Annotated in this window: 18 protein-coding genes and 3 pseudogenes; 3 read left to right on the forward strand and 18 right to left on the reverse strand. The window is 57.4% G+C overall.

Features of this window, described 5'->3' with window-relative positions; genetic code table 11:
* Window positions 1-16: 16 nt before the first annotated feature.
* From IPM39_22710 to IPM39_22780, 15 genes and pseudogenes are all read right to left on the reverse strand, one after another.
* Entirely contained in the window at window positions 17-970 is a 954-nt protein-coding gene (locus IPM39_22710) for a glycosyltransferase family 2 protein (GenBank protein ID MBK8988851.1), read from the reverse strand.
* Window positions 971-1002: 32 nt separating this feature from the next.
* Entirely contained in the window at window positions 1003-2244 is a 1242-nt protein-coding gene (locus IPM39_22715) for a glycosyltransferase family 4 protein (protein MBK8988852.1), read from the reverse strand.
* A 128-nt stretch (window positions 2245-2372) separates the two neighbouring features.
* The gene (locus IPM39_22720) at window positions 2373-3347 is read right to left on the reverse strand and encodes an NAD-dependent epimerase/dehydratase family protein (protein ID MBK8988853.1); all 975 of its coding nucleotides are present in this window, start codon (window positions 3345-3347) and stop codon (window positions 2373-2375) included.
* Window positions 3348-3638: 291 nt separating this feature from the next.
* Window positions 3639-5237: a VanZ family protein gene (locus IPM39_22725; protein ID MBK8988854.1), complete on the reverse strand. Its 1599-nt coding sequence runs from the start codon at window positions 5235-5237 to the stop codon at window positions 3639-3641.
* A 62-nt stretch (window positions 5238-5299) separates the two neighbouring features.
* Complete coding sequence (locus IPM39_22730; GenBank protein ID MBK8988855.1) at window positions 5300-6079, reverse strand: SGNH/GDSL hydrolase family protein; 780 nt, start codon at window positions 6077-6079, stop codon at window positions 5300-5302.
* 16 nt (window positions 6080-6095) lie between these two features.
* Window positions 6096-6689, reverse strand: a complete 594-nt coding sequence (locus IPM39_22735; protein MBK8988856.1) for a hypothetical protein — start codon at window positions 6687-6689, stop codon at window positions 6096-6098.
* A gap of 4 nt (window positions 6690-6693) precedes the next feature.
* Entirely contained in the window at window positions 6694-7056 is a 363-nt protein-coding gene (locus IPM39_22740) for a DUF4260 domain-containing protein (protein MBK8988857.1), read from the reverse strand.
* A complete protein-coding gene (locus tag IPM39_22745; protein ID MBK8988858.1) occupies window positions 7053-7808 on the reverse strand; it encodes an alpha/beta fold hydrolase in 756 nt (251 codons plus the stop codon). Before IPM39_22745 ends, IPM39_22740 begins: the two co-directional genes overlap by 4 nt.
* A complete protein-coding gene (locus IPM39_22750) occupies window positions 7805-8671 on the reverse strand; it encodes an amidinotransferase (protein ID MBK8988859.1) in 867 nt (288 codons plus the stop codon). Before IPM39_22750 ends, IPM39_22745 begins: the two co-directional genes overlap by 4 nt.
* Before the next feature lie 12 nt (window positions 8672-8683).
* Entirely contained in the window at window positions 8684-9262 is a 579-nt protein-coding gene (locus IPM39_22755) for a Uma2 family endonuclease (GenBank protein ID MBK8988860.1), read from the reverse strand.
* Window positions 9263-9324: 62 nt separating this feature from the next.
* Window positions 9325-10509: a hypothetical protein gene (locus IPM39_22760; protein MBK8988861.1), complete on the reverse strand. Its 1185-nt coding sequence runs from the start codon at window positions 10507-10509 to the stop codon at window positions 9325-9327.
* A 7-nt stretch (window positions 10510-10516) separates the two neighbouring features.
* Window positions 10517-10681, reverse strand: a complete 165-nt coding sequence (locus IPM39_22765; protein ID MBK8988862.1) for a type II toxin-antitoxin system HicA family toxin — start codon at window positions 10679-10681, stop codon at window positions 10517-10519.
* Window positions 10657-10857, reverse strand: a pseudogene (locus IPM39_22770) (type II toxin-antitoxin system HicB family antitoxin). Before IPM39_22770 ends, IPM39_22765 begins: the two are co-directional and overlap by 25 nt.
* Window positions 10858-10914: 57 nt before the next feature.
* Window positions 10915-13530: an ABC transporter permease gene (locus IPM39_22775; GenBank protein ID MBK8988863.1), complete on the reverse strand. Its 2616-nt coding sequence runs from the start codon at window positions 13528-13530 to the stop codon at window positions 10915-10917.
* A 38-nt stretch (window positions 13531-13568) separates the two neighbouring features.
* Window positions 13569-14247 (reverse strand): annotated as a pseudogene (locus IPM39_22780) (ABC transporter ATP-binding protein).
* A 432-nt stretch (window positions 14248-14679) separates the two neighbouring features.
* Here IPM39_22780 and IPM39_22785 point away from each other — a divergent pair.
* The 3 genes from IPM39_22785 to IPM39_22795 all read left to right on the forward strand — a co-directional run bounded on the left by IPM39_22785 (window position 14680) and on the right by IPM39_22795 (window position 20349).
* Window positions 14680-16242 carry an SH3 domain-containing protein gene (locus tag IPM39_22785; protein ID MBK8988864.1) on the forward strand — a complete coding sequence of 521 codons (1563 nt, stop codon included), beginning with the start codon at window positions 14680-14682 and terminating at the stop codon, window positions 16240-16242.
* Window positions 16243-16772: 530 nt separating this feature from the next.
* Window positions 16773-18557 (forward strand): AMP-binding protein, encoded by a 1785-nt coding sequence (locus IPM39_22790; GenBank protein MBK8988865.1) that lies wholly within the window; start codon window positions 16773-16775, stop codon window positions 18555-18557.
* Window positions 18558-18687: 130 nt separating this feature from the next.
* Window positions 18688-20349 carry a transporter gene (locus IPM39_22795; protein MBK8988866.1) on the forward strand — a complete coding sequence of 554 codons (1662 nt, stop codon included), beginning with the start codon at window positions 18688-18690 and terminating at the stop codon, window positions 20347-20349.
* Between the two features lie 74 nt (window positions 20350-20423).
* Here IPM39_22795 and IPM39_22800 read toward each other — a convergent pair whose 3' ends face one another.
* From IPM39_22800 to IPM39_22810, 3 genes and pseudogenes are all read right to left on the reverse strand, one after another.
* The gene (locus IPM39_22800) at window positions 20424-20951 is read right to left on the reverse strand and encodes an NUDIX domain-containing protein (GenBank protein ID MBK8988867.1); all 528 of its coding nucleotides are present in this window, start codon (window positions 20949-20951) and stop codon (window positions 20424-20426) included.
* Window positions 20952-20986: 35 nt separating this feature from the next.
* Window positions 20987-21340 (reverse strand): annotated as a pseudogene (locus IPM39_22805) (stress response translation initiation inhibitor YciH).
* A 219-nt stretch (window positions 21341-21559) separates the two neighbouring features.
* A partial coding sequence (locus IPM39_22810) for an NAD-dependent dehydratase (GenBank protein ID MBK8988868.1) occupies window positions 21560-21913 on the reverse strand: 354 nt, incomplete at its 5' end.

Raw genomic sequence — 21913 nt, forward strand, 5'->3', positions numbered from 1 at the left:
GAATGGTGATCTTTATCTATTGAGAATGGTCGTCGGCCAGTTGATTTTCCTGGGATGAATCAGGTGGGTTGTTGGCCGATCTCAGGCTGGTGCGTGCGCCGGTTAACAGATCGCTGCCCAGGCTGCGCAGTTTATCGAGCGAAAACACATTTTTGCTTAGAAAGCCAATCACCCGTAAACGATCGGTCATAGAAATCGGGGCGCGGCGCGCCATGTGCAAGTATTCGGAATAGCGGCGCCAGCGTGGCAGAATCAACCGGTTTTTATTGCGCGTGTCGAACCAGACGGCCAGTTCTTTTTCCTGATAATGCACTTCGGTGGATATTTGTGGATGTACCCGCCGATGCAGCAAAAATTCCGGCAGTTCGTAGAACTCGCCATACAGCGTCAGTTCGGCCAGCAGGTTGCGGTCTGAGCGGGGATAATTGGCGATGAGCGGCGTTTTCGCCAGGACCGATGAGCGCATCAGGCCAAAGATTGGGTTGCACCAACCGGGCGTATTCACCAATTTTTGGAATCGTTGGAAGGGTTCGGGCGAGCGCAAATGGAGATCGTCAGAGTAATGTTCGATCACGTCGCCATGTTGGTCAATGAGGATGGTCTGGGAATAACAAACGACGACGTTGGGTTCGTTGTCCAGAATTTCTACGGCGCGCTGCAAGAACTCTGGCGCGCAGCGGTCATCGTGGGCTATCCATTTGAAGTAACGGCCGTTGGCGACGTGGAAGGTGTTGTTGTAGTTGGGGGCGGCCCCCAGGTTTTCTGGGTTGCGCAGGTAAGTGATACGGCCGTCTTGCGCCGCGTAAGTCCTACAGATTTCTTCTGTGCCATCTATCGAAGCGTTATCCGAGATGATCAGCTCAAAATTTTCATGCGTTTGGGCCAACACAGACTCAATAGCTTCTGTCAGATAATTGTCGCCATTATATACCGGCAAACCGATGCTAACTTTGGTCTTGTTTTGAGTCATTCCACCTCCCAACTTTTCTAATCGCCGTAACATCAACCTATTTCAAACAATTTTTCATACTTATCCAGCAAGCTCTGCGCCACCTGGGGCCAGGAAAACAACATTTGGGCGCGTTCATAGCCGAGCTGTTGTAATTCCTGGCGCAGCTGCGCATCGGCAAAAACGCGCAAAATGGCAGCCGCCAACGCCGCAACATCGCCACGATCTACCAACAACCCGGCACGGCCGTTATCCGTAATTTCCACCATGCCACCGGCGCGGGTCGCCACTACCGGAATCCGCGTAGTCATCGCTTCTACCAGGCTCATACCAAACGATTCGCTGTAAGAGGGATTCACCAATACGGCCGCATTCTGGTAATGCTTCACCAAATCGGCCTGCCCCATACCACCCAGAAAATTCACCCGATCCTTCAGGCGGTCAGGAATCAATCGTTGCAGATATACACTGTAATCTTCCTGATAAAACCTCACCAGACCTTGCACCAGCGGATCCTCACTAACGCCGACGATAAATTCGCTTGGTAACGAGCCAGTGGGACCGGCTATATCCAGGGACGCCTCCGGATATTTTTCTGCCACCAGACAAAACGCCTCTATCAGATCATGAATCCCTTTTTCCGGTGACACCCGGCCGACAAACAAGATACGTTTGTCAGTCAGGGCTGACACGCCATTGTCTTCTTTAGCGACAAACACATCAGCATCCACACCATTGTAAATAGCCTGGCAGCGATCCGCGTAATGGGGATAACGCTGGCGCGCCAATTCGGCTATGTAGTTACTCGACCCCAAAACCAGATCAGATTGGGCGATTCTTTGCTCCATGACATCATAATCAAGCTGGTTCAGCCACTCACAGTTCATGTGTAACACAATCTTCGCTTTGGGGTTGAGGGCGCGAATAATCGGCACAAACTGGGTGAAGTTATGGATGTGGATGATCTGTACATTTTGCCGCCGCAGATGCGCGGCAATCTGAAAAGCGTAATCAAAATAATAGAGGCGAGAAGCGTACAGAGGTAAGCCGTCATTTGACTTTAGTTTTCCCATGTAGTTCAGCATGACCCGGTTGGGGATGACCGGCGGAACAAAATGATAGCGAACATTCTGCTGCCCATTCCAAGATTTCTGCAGGCTGGAACGTTTGCCATAAACCAAAACTTCGTGGGTCTTAGCGATCTGTGGTGCAACTTTATAGGTCCAGATGCCAATGGAATTCTGGTACGGCGGGATGAGCATATCCAACGGCTGGTTGACAAAAGCGATTTTCATAGGCATTTCCATAGAGCCTGGTAGCCGTGTATTCGGTAATCCGTATCCCGTATTCCGTAGCGTCTCTGGCAAATGCCAACGGAAAACGACATACAGACTTAGGTTTACGGCTACTAGCGACTATAAAGTCATGAATGCCAGGGTTCCGGGTCAGCCTGCGCTTTTTGCGCTTCCCACGCTTGTGACCAGGCAACAGATTTGTGGATGCCGTCACGGAGAGATGTTTGCGGGGTGTAATCTAGTACGGCGCGCGCCTTGCCGATGTTGGCGACGTAATGGGTCACTTCGCCCACCCGCGCCGGTTTGATCGTCATCTCGGGCTTTTTGCCCAACGCTTCACCAATAAATTCAGCCATGGCGACGAGGGTGTTGCCTTGTCCATAAGCCAGGTTGATGGTGTGGTTGACCGGATGGCCGCCGACCAGAAGTTTAATGCCGCGATAGACGCCATTGATGCAGTCATCTACGTAGGTGAAATCCAATACTTTGTCTTTGCCATAGACAGTAATTGGCTCACCCTGCCCGATTTTGCGCACGAATAGGGGGATAACACGCTCCATGCGCTCGATGTCGTTGTCGTAACGGCCGTACACATTGCTAAATCGGAACACCAGATAGCGTAAGCCATAACATTGCGCATACGAATAAATGAGCGCTTCCCCGGAAATTTTGCTGGCCGAATATGGACTTTCCGTATAGGCAAAGTCGGCGTAGGTCTCTTCCGTGATGTAACGGTGAATGTCGCCATACACTTCCCGCGAGCTGCTAAAAATAATCGGCAGATTGTTCTGGCGGCAAAATTCCAACACGTTAAACGTCATGGTAATGTTTTCCAGGGCGCGGTCCGGTTGTTCCACCAATTCATGCACTTTGGCGTGGGCGGCAAAATGCACCACCACATCCAGATTTTCTGGGTACTCAATGCCTATCCCGCCTGAATAATGATGATACGGGATGCTCAAATCCTGAATAATCGTGCTGATGTCGTTGGTCCAAGAATTCGGCCGTTTGTCCACGCCGAAGACCTGGTGTCCTTCTTGCTGCAAAAAGAGGCCGAGGTTCGTGCCGATTTGCCCACTCGAACCGGTGATGAGTATACGCATTGAAAATCTCCTGATCTGATTTTGGACAATGATTGCTATCATTACCAGAGTAGTAAAGCAATCTGAAGAACAGCATTACGCCGACAAAATGATCCCCCTGCTCCAGCCAGGCCGGATAGTTTGCCACAATTCAGGTCGAAAATTGCCCCTATTCGCCGGTTTCTGCTATCTGTTGTCATCTCCCTTGAAAATGGGAGCGCGGACGTCCCGTCCGCCCCGGCAGGCGAGACGCCTGCGCTCCCAGGGTTTTCATTCGTGGTGGTGGGTGCAACCCACTCATGAAGTCTCTTGTCATTTGTCGGGTAGGGCGGGCATGGGTTCAACTAGGCGCAGCCAATGTAGAAGGAGAAAACCGGCTGTTATTACAATCGCGTTGAAGGCAGCATAACCGGGTTGAAACTGGTAATGGCGCAGTAACAGGCTTAACAAGCCCTCCCACATGATCGCCGGCAAGGCGATGGCTGGAACCAGCCAGAATATCAGGGGTGGCCGGGCGAGTCGCTGGTGCTGCTGGAGCAAGGCCAACCAGTACATCCAGGGTAAAAACAGACAGATGGTATAAAGCAGCCTAAAAACAGCCATATTGCCACGATTCAGGCGCATCTGCCCGACTTCGTTGGGGAAGGTTTTAATGAACAGGGCTGCGGCCGGTAACAGTTCAATGGTGTACACGTTGGTTGGGTCGTCTATGCTCAGGCGCACGGCCGTTCTGTCATACGTTATCACAATCTGGTGTAGACCACCATTGGTAAACACACCGGGTATGATAAATTCGGGGGTACGGCCGTTTTCCCCCGTCAGCGGCGTGCGTAAGCGCAGCACCAGGGCCGCGCCTTCTTGCCCCAATGTCAGGTTGCGCCGGTATGGGTCGCCGGAAATAGACATCAGCCGGGCCGGGCCGCCTTGGGCCACGTCGCCGGACGCGGCTGTCAGACCCAGGGTGAATTGGGAAGTGGTGGCGAGGGCCTGAGAAACGGCCGTTACCGCCCCCTCGCTCGCCAACCAGCCGTGCCTGGACAGCAGAATACCTTGTGGCGTAGTCACCAACGCGCCGCTGCCTTGTGGGACCAACGGCGGGAAATTGGCGTCAGCCGTCGCCAGAAAGTCATAATGGGCCACCAGTGAAGCGCCAGCAACGGCCATGACATTCTCGCCGGTCAGCAGCCGCGCCACTTCGCCGTCCGAAAAGGCGCGGTCGGCCAGGTAAAGCCGGCCCAACACGCCGTGCCACGGTCTGTCCTGCGTCTGCTCATTGCCCACAATCAACGGAAACTGGTCGTCCCAATTGCTCAACTGAGTGGTGGTTGGCAGCCAGACAGCCAGGGCCAACCAGGCAGCCAGATACAACAGACAAATGATGAAAAAACGGCGGGGGGTGCGCAACGGCCGTATCCCCTCCGCCAACCTGCCCACGCCACCCCACATTTGCCCGCCCCACCGGTAAAGGATGGCGCAGCCAACGGCCGTGCCCAATCCATTCGCCAATACATCAGGCACAGTAGGAAAACGCAGCAAGGCCACCGCCTGAACAACCTCCAGCAAGGCAGACAGCATCAAGCCAACCAACAGCGCCAGCCAACAGGCGGGCCAGAGCCGCCAACGCCGCGCCAGCAGCAATCCGCCCAGACCAAAGCCCAGCGGCGCAAACAAAACAACGTTGCGTGGAATGTCGGCCAGCGCGTAACTGGCGATCAGGGTCCAATCAAAATCGCCCAAAACCGCACGCCAGGACGCGCCGCTCTGGATGAAAAAATCGAAGGGAAACAGCGTGGCATACAAAATGACAAAAAGACCCATCCCCACCACAAACCACGACCGGCGTATCAGCCGGGCAGGGTGTGGCAAGGGTTCTTGTGGCAAGGGTTCTTGTGAGTTGTCGGGTGGCAGCATGGTGGGGTCTACTCATTACTCGCAAAGGTCATCATCTGACATTTTTGTCAACTTGTCAGATGTCACCTTGTCAAGTACAGCTCTGCCAGGAGAGTGGTCAACGCCTCGTTGAGGCGGTGGTAGCCGGCGGCGTTGAGATGCAGATAGTCAGCGGCATACTCGTCGCGCAGCGCGCCATTGTCATCGGCCAGCAAGGCGTGGGCGTCCAGGATGATGACGTTGTCGGCGGCCAGGGTGCGCAGGGCGTCGTTGACGGTTTGCACGGCCGTTTCCACCTCCGCCGACCAGTACATTCTTTCCAGCAGCGGCGGGGTTTGCACCGGGAAAATGGTCGTCAGCACCACCACCGCGCCATCGGCGGCAGCTTTTGCCACGATCTGGCGGATGTTGCCGGTGGTGGCGGCCACAATCGCCGCCTGCTCGGCCGGCAGCGCCGGGATAACGCGCAAATCGTTGATGCCTACCTGCACCACCACCACGTCGGGCTGCACTGGAGCAGCGTGGGTTTCGTAGCGCAAATTGCTTTGCACGGCCGTTTGCCCATCCAACCCCCGATTCACAAACACAAACGCGCCGACTTCTGGCGGGACAGGCCAGGCCGCCGCCCGCGAATCGCCATAAAACAAGACAAGCCTGCCATCTCTGGCCTCGGTCCCGGCATCCGCCGCTGCCCTAAATTGATCTAAACCCAGAGGATTTAATGTCACCCGGCTCAATTCCCGGTAAACATGGCGGAAGCGCTTCACCAGGATAACATTGAGGCTGAGGGAGACGACAAGCAGGAGAAGCAGACCCACCAACGGCAGCGCGACCCGATAAACCGAATGCATAGAATTATTCAACGTTGAAATGCTCCCGTTAGTTGGCGCGGCGGCGCAGGTTCACCAACGCGGCCGCAGCGATGAGGAGGGCGCCGATGAGTTCTAGCAGCCAGTTAATGCGGATGCCACCCGTAAAACGTGACAATTCGGGCAGATAAATCCCGTAAAACGAGGCGATGCGCACACCGACGAAACGCAAAATCGCCACCAATCCCAACAAGAGAAATATGTAATTGCGCCAATACCGACGCACGCTCCAGCCAATTACCACCACCACAACCAGACCAACAGCAGCAAAAACGAGCAAAAAAAGCACCTGCGCCCGCTGGCCGTATTCGTACCAGCCCTGCTCCCAGGCGATGCCTTTGATGGTGGACGTAAACCAGGTTTGTAAATCGAGCTGCTTATTGAGGCCCAGAAACAAGAGCGCCAAAGCCAGCCCAGCCCAAATCAGCCCATGAGGGCGCGGGTCGGTGTTGGGGAAGATTTGTCTGACAGAGAGGGCGCACAGGAAACAGAGAACGGCCGTTAGCAGGTATACGGCCGTCGTCAGCCAGCCCAACAACGTCGGGTCGCCGCCCACAAACTGCCCAGAAGCCGCCCAACTCGCAGCCAATAACATCTCATTCACGCGCTCACCCAGCTCCCCCACGACCAATCTGGCCTAAATGGGTATGTTGGAACGAATCGGTATACTTCAAACCATAGCCGAACACCCGATCCAGGCAGGAATGTCCCAATAGAATCAACCCCACCAGTTGCAGCCAGGGAACCTGCCCATAACCACCCAAGACAAACAGGGCGACAGCCACACCTTTATGATGTACAACGTTGTAAGTCCATGCGCCTACCCTCGGCCCCAGCAGATAACCTATCATGCTGAGATCGGGCAGCAAAAATAAAACGGGAAACCACCACCAGGCGTAGTCGAGACCAAGAAAGAGATAGAAGGCCAACACGGCCAGCAGCAGCTCTTCGATTCTAATGAGGTTTTTCACATCACCCGCTCCATAAAGTCCAATGTCAGCGCCGCCACTGCTTCCCACTCCTGGTCAAGCGCCACCACATGCGACGAATTTGCCATCCACACCAGCTCCTTGACCTCCGACGAAACGCCATCCAGGATGATTTGCCCGGCGGCCGGGTCAATCGTCGTATCGTGGCGGCCCTGTACCACCAACACCGGCTGCGTGATGCGGCCCAGACGGCGACGCACTTCACGCCCCAAACGCAGCAGCTCCATCGCCCCACGCAGCGGGTTCACAGGATACCCCTGCCACAAGTCACTGCCATCCAACGATTCTTTGGGCACAAATTCGATGAAGGGCGCGGCGGCATACAGGCGCAGCACGTCTTGGGGAGAGGCGGCCAGTTTGATCGCCGGGGCATAGTTCAGCACCCCGGCGATTTCCGGGTAGCGGCTGGCCAGATACAGGGCAATCACTGCCCCGGTGGATTCACCACCGACAAAAACCCTGTCGCACAGAGTGAGCAGGTGGTGATAAGTAGCAACGGCCGTTTCCACCCAATCGCCCCAGGTAACATGGTTCAGGTCCTCCGGCTTTGTGCCATGCCCAGGCAGCAGCGGCCCGGTGACAGTGTAGCCGCGTTGGTGCAGGTATCCGGCGATGGGGCGCACTTCGGCCGTGGTCGCCGTCAGACCATGCAGCAGCAGCACGCCAACCGGGCCGGCCGGCCAAAAAAAGGATTCACCCGCCAGGTGGGGATTATGCAAAGCTTCGTTGATCATCTATTCCTCCGCCAAACCGGGCGCGTCAGGCAGGTCGCGCCGCCTTCGGCTTTCAGCGAAATCTCGTCACCCTGATAGGTGAGGACAACACAGCCGGCCGCTTCCAACCGCCGCTGTGTGATGGGATTGCCCGCCAGCATCAGGCACAGCCCTGGTTTAATTGCCAGCACATTCGGCCCCATCATCAAAAACTCCGCCTCCGGCACGGCTACAAAGCGAAAGCCACGCGCCGCAAGCATCTGCCACAGGGGCACAGGCATGAACGGCGGGTAGACTACCGCCAGATCGCTGTCCACAATGCTGATAAAAGACATGAGGTGCAGACACGCTTCCGGCCCCTGATAATATGGCAGTTGCACCGGCACAATGTCCACCTCCGGCAAGGCTTCCTGGAGTTGGCGCAGCCCTTCGGCATTGGTGCGGAAGCCCTGCCCGACAGCCAGGGTGCGCTCGTCTACCCAGAGCAAATCGCCGCCTTCGGCCAGGGCACCGCCATGCAGCCGGTAATGGATGGGCACGCCCATCTGCGCCAACTGCTGGGCCATCGCCTCTTCTTCGCCGCGCCGCAGCGCCTTGCCCATGCGCAAGATGATCGCGCCCCGGTCACAAACGATGGCCGGGTCGTGGACAAACATGGCGTCGGCGTGGTCGGGCAAAGGGCTGGAGTGATAGACGACTTTGGCCCCGGCATCCTGGAGATGGCGGACGAAGGCATCGTGTTCTTGTTGGGCGGTGGGCAAAAACGGCCGTGCCGCGTAATGCCATTTCTCTGGGTCAGCGCCGCCAAAGGCTTCATCCGGGCGGCGCACCAAAACCGTTTGCAAGGGGGCGACCATGCTCTGGCTGCCGTAAGGTTGGGTCATAAGTTTGTCGGGTTAACTGGCAAATAGATCGGCTACCACACAACGGAAGCCGGGCAAGATGTCATCGAGGGTGAGAACGGCCGTGCCCGTCAATTCCTGCAACGCCGTCGGGGCGCGGTAAACAGACACGGTTTGCTCGTCTGGTTCAATAATCAGCACCACGTTCACGCCGGCGGCGAAATATTCACGTAATTTGCGCCGCACGTCATTCCAGCGGTCGGAGGGGGATAAAATTTCGACCACCAGTTCTGGGGGCACGTCGAGAAAAGAATTGGGCGATGCCTGGGCCAGCCGTTCGTGAGAGATGAACAGGATGTCGGCGGCGCGGATGGTGTCGGGATCGCGCTGGACGTAGATGCCCACTTCGCCCACCATGATTTCACCCAGGTTGTTTTCAGCCACAAAGTCGCCCAGCAAACGAGCTAATTTATATTCAAAACGGCCGTGCTGTATCTTCGTCGGACTCATCGGCACAATCCTCCCCTCGACCAATTCGCATGGCCCCATATCCCCCATTTCCAACAATTCTTCACCGGTGATTAAGGCGTCTGTTTCTAATTGGGTTTGTTCTGCTACGGCTTGCATTGCCATAAGAGCCTCCAGGCGTCAACTTCCTGTGTACCAATCCAATCGCGCTAAATTGTAGCACAGTTCTAAATACGGCCGTTCATACTCCCCGCATAGCCCGTCAATTCCACATATCCCCTGGCCGTCACCGGCGCACCCGCCAGTGTACCGCTGAATTCGACAGCGCCTTCCCAGTAAGTGGTGGAGACGTTCAGTTCCTGGTTGGGCAGCAGCGGCCGTCCTTCCAATTCCAGCGCCAGTTTCGGGATAGAGATACGCCAGCCGGCCGGATATTCCCCGCCGCTGGTCGGACTGAGCCAGGTATCCAACACCGCAATCGTAAAATCGGCCAGCGCTAGATGGGTGATGGTTCCATCTGGGGCGATATAACTGCCGCTGGAAAATGGTTCCAGGCTGCCGTCGGCGTTACGAATCTGGAAGAGCATCAACCCACCGCCATTGTCCAGTTGCAGCGAAAACCAATCCCAGCCCACTGCGTCAGCGCTGAGGGCGCTGGTGGAGTATTCGTGGTCTTTCCAGCTTAAGCCGATCACGTCGAACAGTTCTTCGCCGATGCGGATTGTACCGGCCGTTTCCTGACGAATGATGGAGTAATAATAGGAAGCGTTGCCCGGCTCTTCGCCTTTGGGACTGAGGCCACCGTCGCCGTGCAGCACCGGCGGCATGGTTTGCGTCAGTGTCAGGTCCAGGGCCACGTCACCGCCATCGGCCTGCAAACGCACCTCGCCGGGCGCAACTTCGCTGATGGTCCAATCTTCCAGCCAGACCTGGTAGGGTTCGGCCTGCGCCCCGGCCAGCCCGGCCGCGCCCCGGCTGAAGCGTTCGTGGGGGTAAAAGTCGCCGTTGGCGACGTCGGAGAGGGTGAAGTGGGATAGGTAGATTTGGTTGGTGCGCCAATCAGATTGCGGATTGGGGAGGGCGGCGTGCGGAGTGGCAGGGGTGAGGGCGCGGCGGAAGATGGTGAACTGGTAGCCGAAGAGACGGCCGTCTGCCCCCTCTAAATTGCCGGTGTAATACCACCACTCGGTCTGGTAGTCCGGGTGGGGACCGAGGTCGCGGGGGAATTGGATGGCGTTGGCTTCGGTGGCGCGGGCGAAGCCGGCCGTATCGGTCTGGCTGAGCAGGGGCAGCAGGGAGGCCTGGGCGGTGGCCTGTGGCGCAGGTTGTCGCCACAAGAACAGCCCGCCCACGATAAGGGCTAACAGAACAAAAGCAAGAGTAAGACGCCGTGTGCTGGCATTGTTGAGCATATTTCCCTCAACGGTAACTAAGGAAATCGTCTACCGTCATATCAATATCTTTCGCAACCTGACGCAGCAAGATGGGCGAAATACCGCGTCCGGCATGGAAAGGGACAGTGGTACCACGGCCGTCTGGATGACGATATTGAATGTGTGAACCACGGCCTGCGTACCGACGAATTCGGTTTCCAAAATCGGCTCGCCGTCTTCTAACAACATGGCAATGACTTCCTGTAAATTGACATGAAGCTCATCCAACGATTCGGCTTGTGTATGGGCGCCGGGGAAATTAGGCACGTAGCCCACATATAAACCTGTATCCGGACACTTTTCAATCACTGCAATAAACGTTTGCATCACTTGACCTCCACTCGGAACATGCCGCCATTATAACACGCCACCCAATCTCCAGTCTTACTCCTCGCGCACGGCCGTTGCCACCACCATCCCGCCCAACTTCAACGACGGATACACGGCCGCCAGCAGCGCCGCGCCAACCGCCACCACCACCCCTTGCAAGAAATAGGCCGGTTCCAACTGCATTTGCAGCGTCCAGCCAAACGAGCGCACATTGATAACGTAAATGAGAATCCAGGCCAACACGTAGCCCACCGGAATCGCCAGCAGACCAGCCACCGCGCCCATCAGCCCTGTCTCCAGGAAGGTAAGCCCCCACAACTGGCGCACCGTCATGCCGGTGGCCCGCAGCACGCCCAATTCGCGGCTGCGCTCTAGCTGCAGGCTCATCAAGGCGCTCAACACGCCGATAAAGGCCACGACAATCGCCAGCAGCCGCAGCGCAGCGGTGATGGCAAACGTGCGGTCGAAAATTTCCAGCGACCCGGCGCGCAGAGCGCGGTTGGATTGAATAAGAACGTCTTGCCGACCGGCGACGGCCGTCGCCATCTCCTCCACCACCCCATCCACATCCGCCCCGGCTGGCAAGAAGAGGCCCATGCTTACCACCGCCTCGTCTTGCCACAACGCGCGGTAAAGCGCCTGTCCCATCATGATGGTTCCCTGGTCAGAAGCGTAGTCGTAAAAGATGGCGATGACCGGGAAACTGCGCGGGCCAACGGCCGTTTGCAGCACAATCGGCGGCGGTGGAGTGGGCCAATTTTCCTTGAGCGCCAGCGCCTCCGAGACGATGACCCCGTCGCCAGCCGTCAGACGCGGCCACAACGTCGTTTTGTCGCCAGAAACCCAGGCGTAAGGCCGGTTGCCCGCCGACACGTCGCCATCCACAGCCACCAGCTCCACCAGGCGGCCTAACTCTGGCGCGTCCACCTGCACCTGCCGCGCCGTGACCACCTGATCCACGCCGGGCCAGGCGCCGAATTGGGCCACCACTTCCGGCGGCAGCACACCATAAGCGCGATTGGCCGTCAGCGCCGGGGGCGAGATAAAAATGTCAGCCTGCAAGGTCTGGCCAAGCCACTGCTCCACCGTGCCGCGGAAGGAGCCGATCATAATCGAAACGCCAATGACCACGGAAACGGCCGTCATCAACGCCGCCACCGCCACCGACGTCCGGCTGAGCGAACGGACGATGTCACGCGGGGCCATCCGCCCCAACACACCAACCAACCGCTGCGACAGCGGCGTCACCAGGTGCATTGCCAAGACCGTCAGCGGCGGTGTCAGCAGTGCCGCGCCAATCAGCACAGCAAACAGCCCGCCAAAGGTGAGTACCAGATTGCCACGCACCCACAGCAGCAGCACGCCCAACACAGTCAACACCAGCCAGGCGACGACGAGCCAGGGTAACAGCGCCCGCGTGCGGCTCTCCAGGGTGGAGCGTTTGAGCGAGGCGTTGGGCGCGGTGCGCATTGCTTCCCAGGCTGGCAGCAGGGCGGCAAACAGCGCCGCCGCCACGCCCACCACCAACCCTTTGACCAGCGTAAAGGGCGGCACGTCTACGCCGCGCACGTTGACGACAAAATAAAAATCGTTGATGGTTTGGGTGATGAGGCCGACGATGCCCCGCCCTAAGACGACGCCCAAGACCAGCCCCAACACCGAGCCAATCAGGGCCAACACGGCCGCTTCAACCAAAATCAGGCTGAACAACTGCCCACTGGTAACGCCCAAACAGCGCAAAATACCGAATAACGGCCGTCGCTGGACCACGCTAAACGTCACCGTATTGTAAATAAGGAACATGCCGACCACCAGCGCCAACAAACTGAGCGCCGAAAGGTTCAGCTCAAAGGCGGCGGTCATTTGTTGGATGGCGTTGCTGCGGGCCGCGGCCGTTTCCAGGCGCAAACCGGGCGTCAGCAGCGCTTCCACCGGAGCCAGCGCCGCCGCGTCAACGGCGATCAAATCAATGCGGCTGAGTTTGCCGACCAGGCCGAAAATCTCTTGCGCCGAGGCGATGTCGGTAAAAATGATGCCGTCCAGGGCGCGGCGGCTCACATCGTCGCCTGGCTGGAGCAGGCCAACGATGGTGGCTGGCGTTTGCTGCCCGGAGCGGTTCAGGGTGATGGCGTCGCCCAGGGCCAGCCCGGCCGCATCGGCCACCGCCTGCGATAAAATGACGCTGTTGGGAATGGTTAAAAAGGCTGCCAATCCCTCCAGACCGCTTCCCGCTGCGTCACTACCTTCTTGCGCTGCAAAATAATTCCGAAATGGCGGCCCGGCAAAGGGATCAATGCCCATCAACCGCATCACCTGTCCGTTCAGCTCCGGCACAGTCAGATAATCCTCGACAATCGGCGCGGCAATCGTTGACCATTGGCAGTTGACGATTGACGATTGACAGTTTTCCCCATTCCTCGTCTTAAGTCGTGCATACACCTCCTCATCAAACCCCGTTGGTGGTCCAACCAGGCGGTGGGTGGTTTTGCCGGCGATGGCGTCGGTGGAAAGCTGGAAGGCGCGTTGGGCGCTGCCATTCGCCAGGTCTATGCTGACCATCATCGCCACGCCGATGGCGACGCCGATGATCAGCAGGATGTACTGCAACGGCCGTCGCTTCAAGCGCCGCCAGCCGAGGCGGAAGAGGGGGAGATTAGAGGGGAGGTTCATAGGGGGGACTTTTTCGTAAGCCGTGTTCCGTTTACGGCTCACGGCTCACGTTCTTCCAAACGGCCGTTATGCACATCCATCACCCGGTCGGCAAAGGGCACAATCTCTGGGTTGTGGGTCGCCATGATCAGCGTCTTGCCCGCGCCGCGTGTCAGGCTGATGAGCAGGTTCAGGACTTTTTCACCCGTCTCCTCGTCCAGGTTGCCGGTGGGTTCATCGGCCAGCACCAGCAGCGGGTTATGGGCCAGGGCGCGGGCAATCGCCACCCGCTGCTGCTCGCCGCCGGACAATTTGTCCGGGAAGGCGTCGCCGGTCGGCCAGCCCTACCTCGTCCAGCAGTTGGAGGGCATGGAGGGCGACGGCCGTTGCCTTTTTGCCCGCCAACTCCTGCGGCAGCGTCACGTTCTCTAACACGGTCAGCGTTGGAATGAGATTAAAAAATTGGAAGATAAAGCCAATATGGTCGCGCCGGAACAGGGTTCGCTCCCGTTCGCGCAGTTGGGTGATGGTAACACCGTTGATGCCCACGTCGCCGCCGTCGGGCTTTTCGATACCGCTGATCAGGTTGAGCAGCGTGCTTTTGCCGCTGCCGCTGCGCCCCAGCAGCGCCACAAACTGCCCCTCTTCAACTGTCGCGTTCACCCGATCCAACACCTGGCGCTGTTGGCCACCCTCGCTGAAAAATTTACTCAACTGCTCAATCTGTACCATGCTCATGCGCTGCTTTTCCTTGTTGGTTGTGCCGTTTTTCACATAGGCGTTTACTGTAACATGATTACTGGCTTAAATCAATCCAAAATCATGAATATATCTTAACAAAATATGTGCAAACTATTTTCAACGCAAGAGCGGCTGCGGAACGTACAACAAACGGCCGTTATCCAGCCGCCTAAACAGCGTATAATATCAGCATAATGTGCTATAAGAGCTAGCAGGTTGTCGGAGAACCCAAGATAGGTACACGGATTGAACGGATTGAACGGATAGGACGGATAGGACGGATAGGACGGATAGGACGGATTTTAACAGATAAATCACCAGAAAATCCGTTAAATCCGTGTCATCTGTGTATCAATTTTTACTTTTCCGACAGGCTGCCAGGTCTGGCAGGCTGTCCCCAGCCTGTCAGGACTAAAAAGGAGTCTAAACATGCCAAAAACAAACCATCCTCAAAGAACCCGGTTGGGTTACCTGCTGCTGGGATTGGCGGTCCTCATATTTGCCCGCGCCACCAGCATACAAGCCGCCGACGACAAATGGCGCGCCTCTTATTGGAACAACCGCGATCTAGCGGGCGACCCGGTGCTGGTGCGCGATGAAAGCAGCCTGGACCATGTATGGAACGATGAATCACCGGGCTACCCGGTGCTGGCAGATAATTTTTCGGTCCGCTGGACGCGCAGCGTCAACTTTGCCACGTCTGGGGTGTATCGCTTCACGGCCACGATGGACGATGGGCTGCGCCTATGGGTGAACGACGCCCAGGTCATCAATTCCTGGAACGACAGCCAGGCCCACACCATCACCGCCGATGTGTATCTGGCGGCCGGCGACCACCAGTTGAAGGTGGAGTATTACGAAGCCACCGGGGGAGCTATCGCCCAATTGTCTTGGGGGCTGGTGGGCGGCAGCACGGCGAACTGGCGCGGCGAATATTTCAACAACAAGACGTTGTTCGGTCAGCCCACGCTGGTGCGCGATGACGCCGCCATCAACTTTAACTGGGGCACAGGCAAACCGGCCGACAGCATCAACGGCGACGAATTTTCCGTCCGTTGGACGCGCACACTGCCGCTGGAGGCGGGCGTGTATCGCTTCACCACCACCACCGATGACGGCGTGCGGCTGTGGGTGAATAACCAACTGCTGATTGACCGCTGGCAAGACCAGACTCTGGCCTCTTTTTCGGCTGAGGTGACTCTGCCCGGTGGTGGTGTGCCGGTGAAGATGGAGTATTACGAAAACCGCGACACGGCCGTCGCCCAGCTAAGTTGGGTGAAAACAGCCGCAACGACTGGAAGTACGACACCGCCAACGGCCGTAGCCGCCATCCCACCCTGGACCGGTTCTTACTACAACAACACCAACCTGGAAGGCAGCCCGGCGCTGGTGCGCCAGGACCCTGGAATCAACATTATTTGGGGTTCCAGTTCACCGCTGCCCAACGTCGTCAACGCCGACCGCTTCTCGGTGCGCTGGACAACAACAGCCAACCTGCCGGCCGGCTCTTATCGCTTCACCACCTTTGTCGAAGGCGGCACGCGCTTGTGGGTCAACGACCAGCTCATCATTGACGAGTGGCGCGATTATTATCAGGTGAAAGAGTGGGCCAATGTGATCAATCTGCCGGGCGGTTCGACCACACTGCGCCTGGAGTTCTTTGAGGATGTGGGTCTGGCCGAAGCCCGGTTGGTGGTTCAACCCCAATCCGGCGGCGCAGTTCCCTCCAGCCCGACGACAACACCCACCAGTCCCAGTGGATCATTGACGGCAACGGTGATCAATGCCCGCGCCCTAAATGTGCGCAGCGGACCGGGCGCGGAATTTGAACCCTTTACCTACGTGTCCGGCGGTCAGTTGGTGAACCTGACCGGCTATCGCAGCAGTGGATGGGTGCAAATTCGTCTGTTAGACGGCCGTACCGGTTGGGTCGGTGGCGCCTATTTGGGCGGTTACAATTACAATGCCCTGGCGCAGTGGTCCGGCGGCTGACAATCAACCCCCAATTCCTGCACCTATTGTACCCATGCAAAAGTTCAACTTCTGCGGAGAAGTTGAACTTTTCCCACAACCTATTTAGTTCGGCAGCAATTCTCAATTTAAAACCCAGCCGCAGGGCAGGACAGCATCTTGCCCATCACCAATGCCTGACACCGCCTGTCTCGCCCTCTTTGGGTCCCATTGGGCGAGACGGCGCGGGAAAATGCTGTTCGCTGCGGCTGTTACCTGTTCGCGCCGTCCCGCCCCTACTAGCACACCAGGGCAAATTGAGAATTGCTGTTAGTTCGGAGAGATAAATTGCCTATTGACACAGGTTATGATACATTGGAAATAGGCGTGGTATTCCCATAACAATTTTGACCTGACGCACAAACTTTATCAGTCCAACGGAACGGGTTGAGCACTTTGCAAGCATTTGATGAGCCACCGGAAAATCATATACCGATTCCCTGTGTTCTATTTTGTTTGCCTCGCGCCTTACCCGCTTACCCAATTCAACCCCACAAATTAGGAGAAGACAGATGACCGTGGATACCGTTCTGCACCGACTGCACGAAAACGGCCGTAAACGAGCCAATGCCCCTGCCTATTTCGTCAAGGCCACCGATCATTGGGTGCCTACCACCTGGCAGGAATATCTGGCCGAAGTGCGCCAGGCCGCCAAGTCCCTCATTGCCCTGGGTTATCAGCCAGGCCAGGGCGTCTGCATTCTTGGCTTCAACCGGCCGGAATGGACCATCTTTAACCTGGCTGGAATGTTGGCTGGGGGGCACGCCTCCGGCATCTACACCTCCAATTCCCCCAGCGAAGTCCAATACATCGTCCACCACTCCGAAGCCCCGTTTGTCCTGGTAGAAGATGAAAGCCAATGGCAAAAAATCAACCAGAAGCGCGCCGACTTGCCCGACCTGCAAAAAGTCATTCTCATGAAAGGCGCCAGCGTAGACGACCCCCTCGTCCTCACCTGGGAAGCTTTTCTGGCGCAGGGCAGCAGTGTCAGCGATGACCAGGTTGACGAACGACTCAACAGCCTGCGGCCCGACAAGTTGGCCCAACTGATCTACACGTCTGGCACTACCGGCCCGCCAAAAGGGGTGATGCTTTCGCACAACAATCTGGTCTTTACCGCCCAATTGGCCGCCAGTCTGCTGGGCATTACGTCCACCGATTCGGTCATTTCCTACCTGCCCCTCTCCCACATTGCCGAACAGATGTTTACCATCCACCGACCCACCATCGTTGGCTACCAGGTTTACTACGCGCAGTATCCGCCGCAGGACCACCTCAACGAAAACTTCCGCGAAGTGCAACCCACGCTGGTCTTTGGCGTGCCGCGCATCTGGGAACGTTTCCGTGATGGCGTCGCTGCCAAATTGGGCGAAGCGACCGGGGCCAAAGCCAAAATCGCCGGCTGGGCGCTGAAAGTTGGCGAACAAGCCTCTGCCCTGAAGCGGCAGGGCAAGGAACCCAGCGGTCTGTTGGCTGTTCAGTTTAACCTGGCAAACAAACTGGTGTTTTCCACCATCAAAGAAGGTCTAGGGCTGGGTCGAGCCAAATTCTTGATCACCGCCGCTGCCCCCATTTCGCCCGACATCATTACCTTCTTCAACAACGTAGACATCCCGCTGTTTGAATTGTACGGCCAATCGGAAGATTGCGGCCCCACCACCACCAACCTGCCCCACGCCAACAAAATCGGCACTGTCGGCTGCGTTCTGCCCAACACTGAAGTCATTCTGGACAGCGATGGTGAAATCCTGGTCAAAGGCCCCCATGTCTTTATGGGCTACTTCAAGGAACCGGAGGCCACCGCCGAGACCCTATACGATGGCTATCTGCACTCCGGCGACTTGGGCCAATTTGATGAAGATGGCTACCTGACCATTGTCGGCCGCAAAAAAGAGATCATCATCACTTCTGGCGGCAAAAACATCGCCCCCAAGAACATCGAAGCAGCCCTGAAGAACGTACCCATGGTGGCCAACACCGTCGTCATCGGTGAACAACGGCGCTACCTGACAGCTCTCATCACCCTGGACCCCGTCGCCGCCAACAAATTTGCGGCCGAACACGGCATCAACACCCAGGAATTACACACTCATCCCAAACTGCGCGAGACCTTGCAGACAGGGATTGATGAAATCGTCAATGTCCACTTTGCCCGCGTCGAGCAGGTGCGCGATTTCCGCGTGCTGCCGCGCGATTTCACCATCGAAGATGGCGAACTGACGCCGACGCTGAAGATTAAGCGGCGCATCATCAACCAGAACTTCGAGAATGAAATCGAGTCTATGTATCAAGAATAGGCCATTGTCCCGCTCAGACCGGACAGGTTTTCGACAGCCTGCCGGTCTTAAGCGTGGAAAGATTGACCCCTATCGTAGTAGCTCAGGTCCCGGCGCCCAGGCGCCGGGGACACTACGTGTGGCGCCATGAATGTCAGCAAGACCAGGTAACCAGAACCGCGATCCCTGTTTGGAAAGCAACGGGCTACTGCTGCTGTTTCTGGTGGCCGCATTGGGCTATTGGTTGGGGCAGGTAAACTTTTGGGGCAATCGGTTGGGGGTAGCGGCCGTGTTGTTTGTGGGCCTGGCTTTCGGCGCGTTGGACCGCAATCTGAACATCCCTGACGCTTACCTGAATTTAGGGTTGGTGCTGTTTGTTTACACCATTGGCCTGAGCAATGGACCGGGCTTTTTTGCCAAGTTCCGACGCGAGGGGCTGCGCGAGGTGCTGTTTATTATTGGCAGTCTGCTGCTGCCGGCGCTGCTGCTGCTTCCCATTGGGCTGGCGCTGCAATTTAGCCCGGCCAGCCTGGCGGGCATGTTCACCGGCCAGTCGAACAACACACCGGCGTTAGCCAGTGCGCTGGATTATCTACGGGTGAATCTGCCACAGCCAGACGCGGCGCTGGCCGAGGCGGTGGTCGGCTTTTCGGTGGTTTATCCCATGGGCGTGTTGGGACGGATGTTGGTGCTCGCCCTGACGATGCGGTGGTGGCGGGTAGATTTTGCCGCCGAGGCGTACAGCTTGCGCAAAATGTACCCGGTGGCCCAAGAACTGGGCTATCGCACGATTGTGGTGACGGAAACGGCCGTTACCCAAACCCCTCTCCGCCAACTGCAACGCCAACACGACTGGGATGTGCTTTTTGGCCGTCTCTACCGCGCCGATGAAGTTCTGCTCATCGGCGGCGACACAATCTTTCGCCCCGGCGACCAGATCGTCATCGCCGGGACTGTGGCCGCGATGGACCAGGTAGAAGCAGATTTTGGCGTGGAAGCCGAGGAGAACCTGGTCCACGAACACGCCGTTTATGAAAGCCGCCGCCTGTTTGTCTCCAATCCGGCCATTGTCGGCAAACCCATCGCCAGCCTGAACCTGAAGGAAACTCACGGCGCGTTGGTCTCCCACCTGCGGCGCGGCGACGTGGAGATGCTGGCCGGGGGCAGCAGTGTGTTGGAATTAGGCGACCGCATTCGCGTGCTGGCCCCCCACGAAGAAATTCCGGCGCTGGTCGAGATGTTTGGCGATTCTTACGCCACCTTGAGCCATGTCAACCTGCTGACAATTGGTCTGGGCATTACCCTGGGGCTGCTGTTAGGGCTGATTCCGATTCCGCTGCCCGGCGGCGGCAGTTTCCAGATGGGGCTGGCCGGTGGGCCGCTGGTGGTGGCGCTGATTTTGGGGGCGCTGCGGCGCACTGGGTCCATCATTTGGACCATGCCTTACAGCGCCAATCTGACGCTGCGCCAGTTTGGCCTGATTTTGCTGCTGGCGGCCATCGGCGTACGCTCTGGGTACGCCCTGCTGCAAGCCTTCCTGGGCGGCGAAGGCTGGCTGATCTTTGCCGTTGGCACGGCGCTGATCATCACAACCACGTTTGTTTCGCTGGTGGTCGGTTACAAGCTGCTAAAAATCCCTTACAGCCTGCTGGCGGGCATGATGGCTCCGCAGCCGGCCGTGCTGGACTATGCCCAAGAGCAAACGGGCAATACGCTGCCGGCCGTTGGCTTTACGCTGATGTTCCCCCTGGCAATTATCATCAACGTCACGGTCGCGCAAATTATGCTGCTGATCTTACAGAATTCATGGTAGGTTTAGATTGGACAAATCTCAGAAGATTTGTCCAATCTTTCGTATGCTATTTAATTTTCATTCTAAAGTGGTGATTAACCCAGTTCAAAGCCGTGGTCGCGGTTGAATTGGCGTAAATTATCGGACAGAAACGGCCGTATCCCCTCCGCCCGCTCAATCAACCGGCTGGCCCAGGTGGTGCTGGGATCGTCGGCCGAGAGCAAGGTGGTGGCTTCAACTGCCGTTACCCAGCGGTAGGCATCGTGTTCATGGCTCAGGCGGATGGCCTGGTCGCCGCGCACCGTACACAGATAAACCACACCGAGCAGTTCGTTGGCAGGTACGGCCGTTCCCCGGTAAAAATGCGTCGTGCCCAAGAGATATTCCAGGGTCACGTCCAGACCAACCTCTTCCTGTACCTCGCGCCGTACCGCCGCCTCAAAACCCTCCCCCTGGTCCACCCGCCCGGTGACACATTCCCACATCCCGGCGGCAAAATCCTTCGTCATCGCCCGGCGCAGCAGCAAATAGCGCCCCGTCGCCCCATCCCACACCAACGCCCCCACCCCACCCAGGAAGTGGGCGGGCGGTGGTTGGGAACAGCCTGTCCTGTTATCCGTCATCCGTCATCCGTTATCCGTTGGCCGCTGTTCGTTCCTCAGCCGCCGACAAATTTTGTCTTATAGCCCATCTTTTTCAGTTCAGCAGCTACGCTGTCACGGTGGTCGCCCTGAATTTCAATGACGCCTTCTTTGATCGCCCCGCCCGCGCCACATTTTTGCTTAAGTTGTTTGCTCAATTCCTTCAAATCCTCCGGCGTGACTGCCGTTCACGATCACACCGTCACCGTTTTGCCACCACGCCCTTTGCTTTCGCGGCGGATGGCGGCCGTTTGCTGCTCCGGCGGCGCGCTTTTTGGCTGCGGACAGCGGCAAGGAAAGCTGCCGCAGCGCGGGCAGCGTTTTTTAAAGGCGGGGTCTGTGGAATAGACGACGTTGCGTTGATTGGGCATAGATGAATCTGCCAAAGGGTGTGCAGGGCGGAGAACACAGATTTACCGGATCGGCGGATGAAGTCGGTCAAGGAGACTTCATGCGTGGGCTGCACCCAACACCACGAATAAAAACCCTGGGAGCGCAGGCGTCTCGCCTGCCGGGGCGGGGGACGTCCGCGCTCCTATTTTCAAGGGAGTGGATCCGAAAATCCTACCAATCCGCTGTCCCGCTTCTGCCTATGACCAGGCTGCTTCATAAGCCCGGATAATATCGTCCATGCGTTGATCCAAAGCCACATGAATGGCTTGCCGCGCCGGATCCGCATCGTACCAGGCCAAAATCTCTCTGACGCCCTGCGCAAAAGGGATGGCCGCCACAAAATCGGGCACGACTCGTTTGATTTTGCTATTGTCGAAGATCATGCTGTGCGTCTTATCGCCCAGCAAACCCGCGCCCCAATCGGCATCAAAACTGGCAATGAAGTCCGAGGGTATGTGGATGATATTTGCCTCTACACCGGCGGCGTTGGCGACCATTGCAAAAATCTGGTTCCAGGTCAGCAGCTCATCGGAGGTGATGTGGAAGGTTTC

The sequence above is a fragment of the Candidatus Leptovillus gracilis genome (genome assembly GCA_016716065.1).
GTDB lineage: Bacteria > Chloroflexota > Anaerolineae > Promineifilales > Promineifilaceae > Leptovillus > Leptovillus gracilis.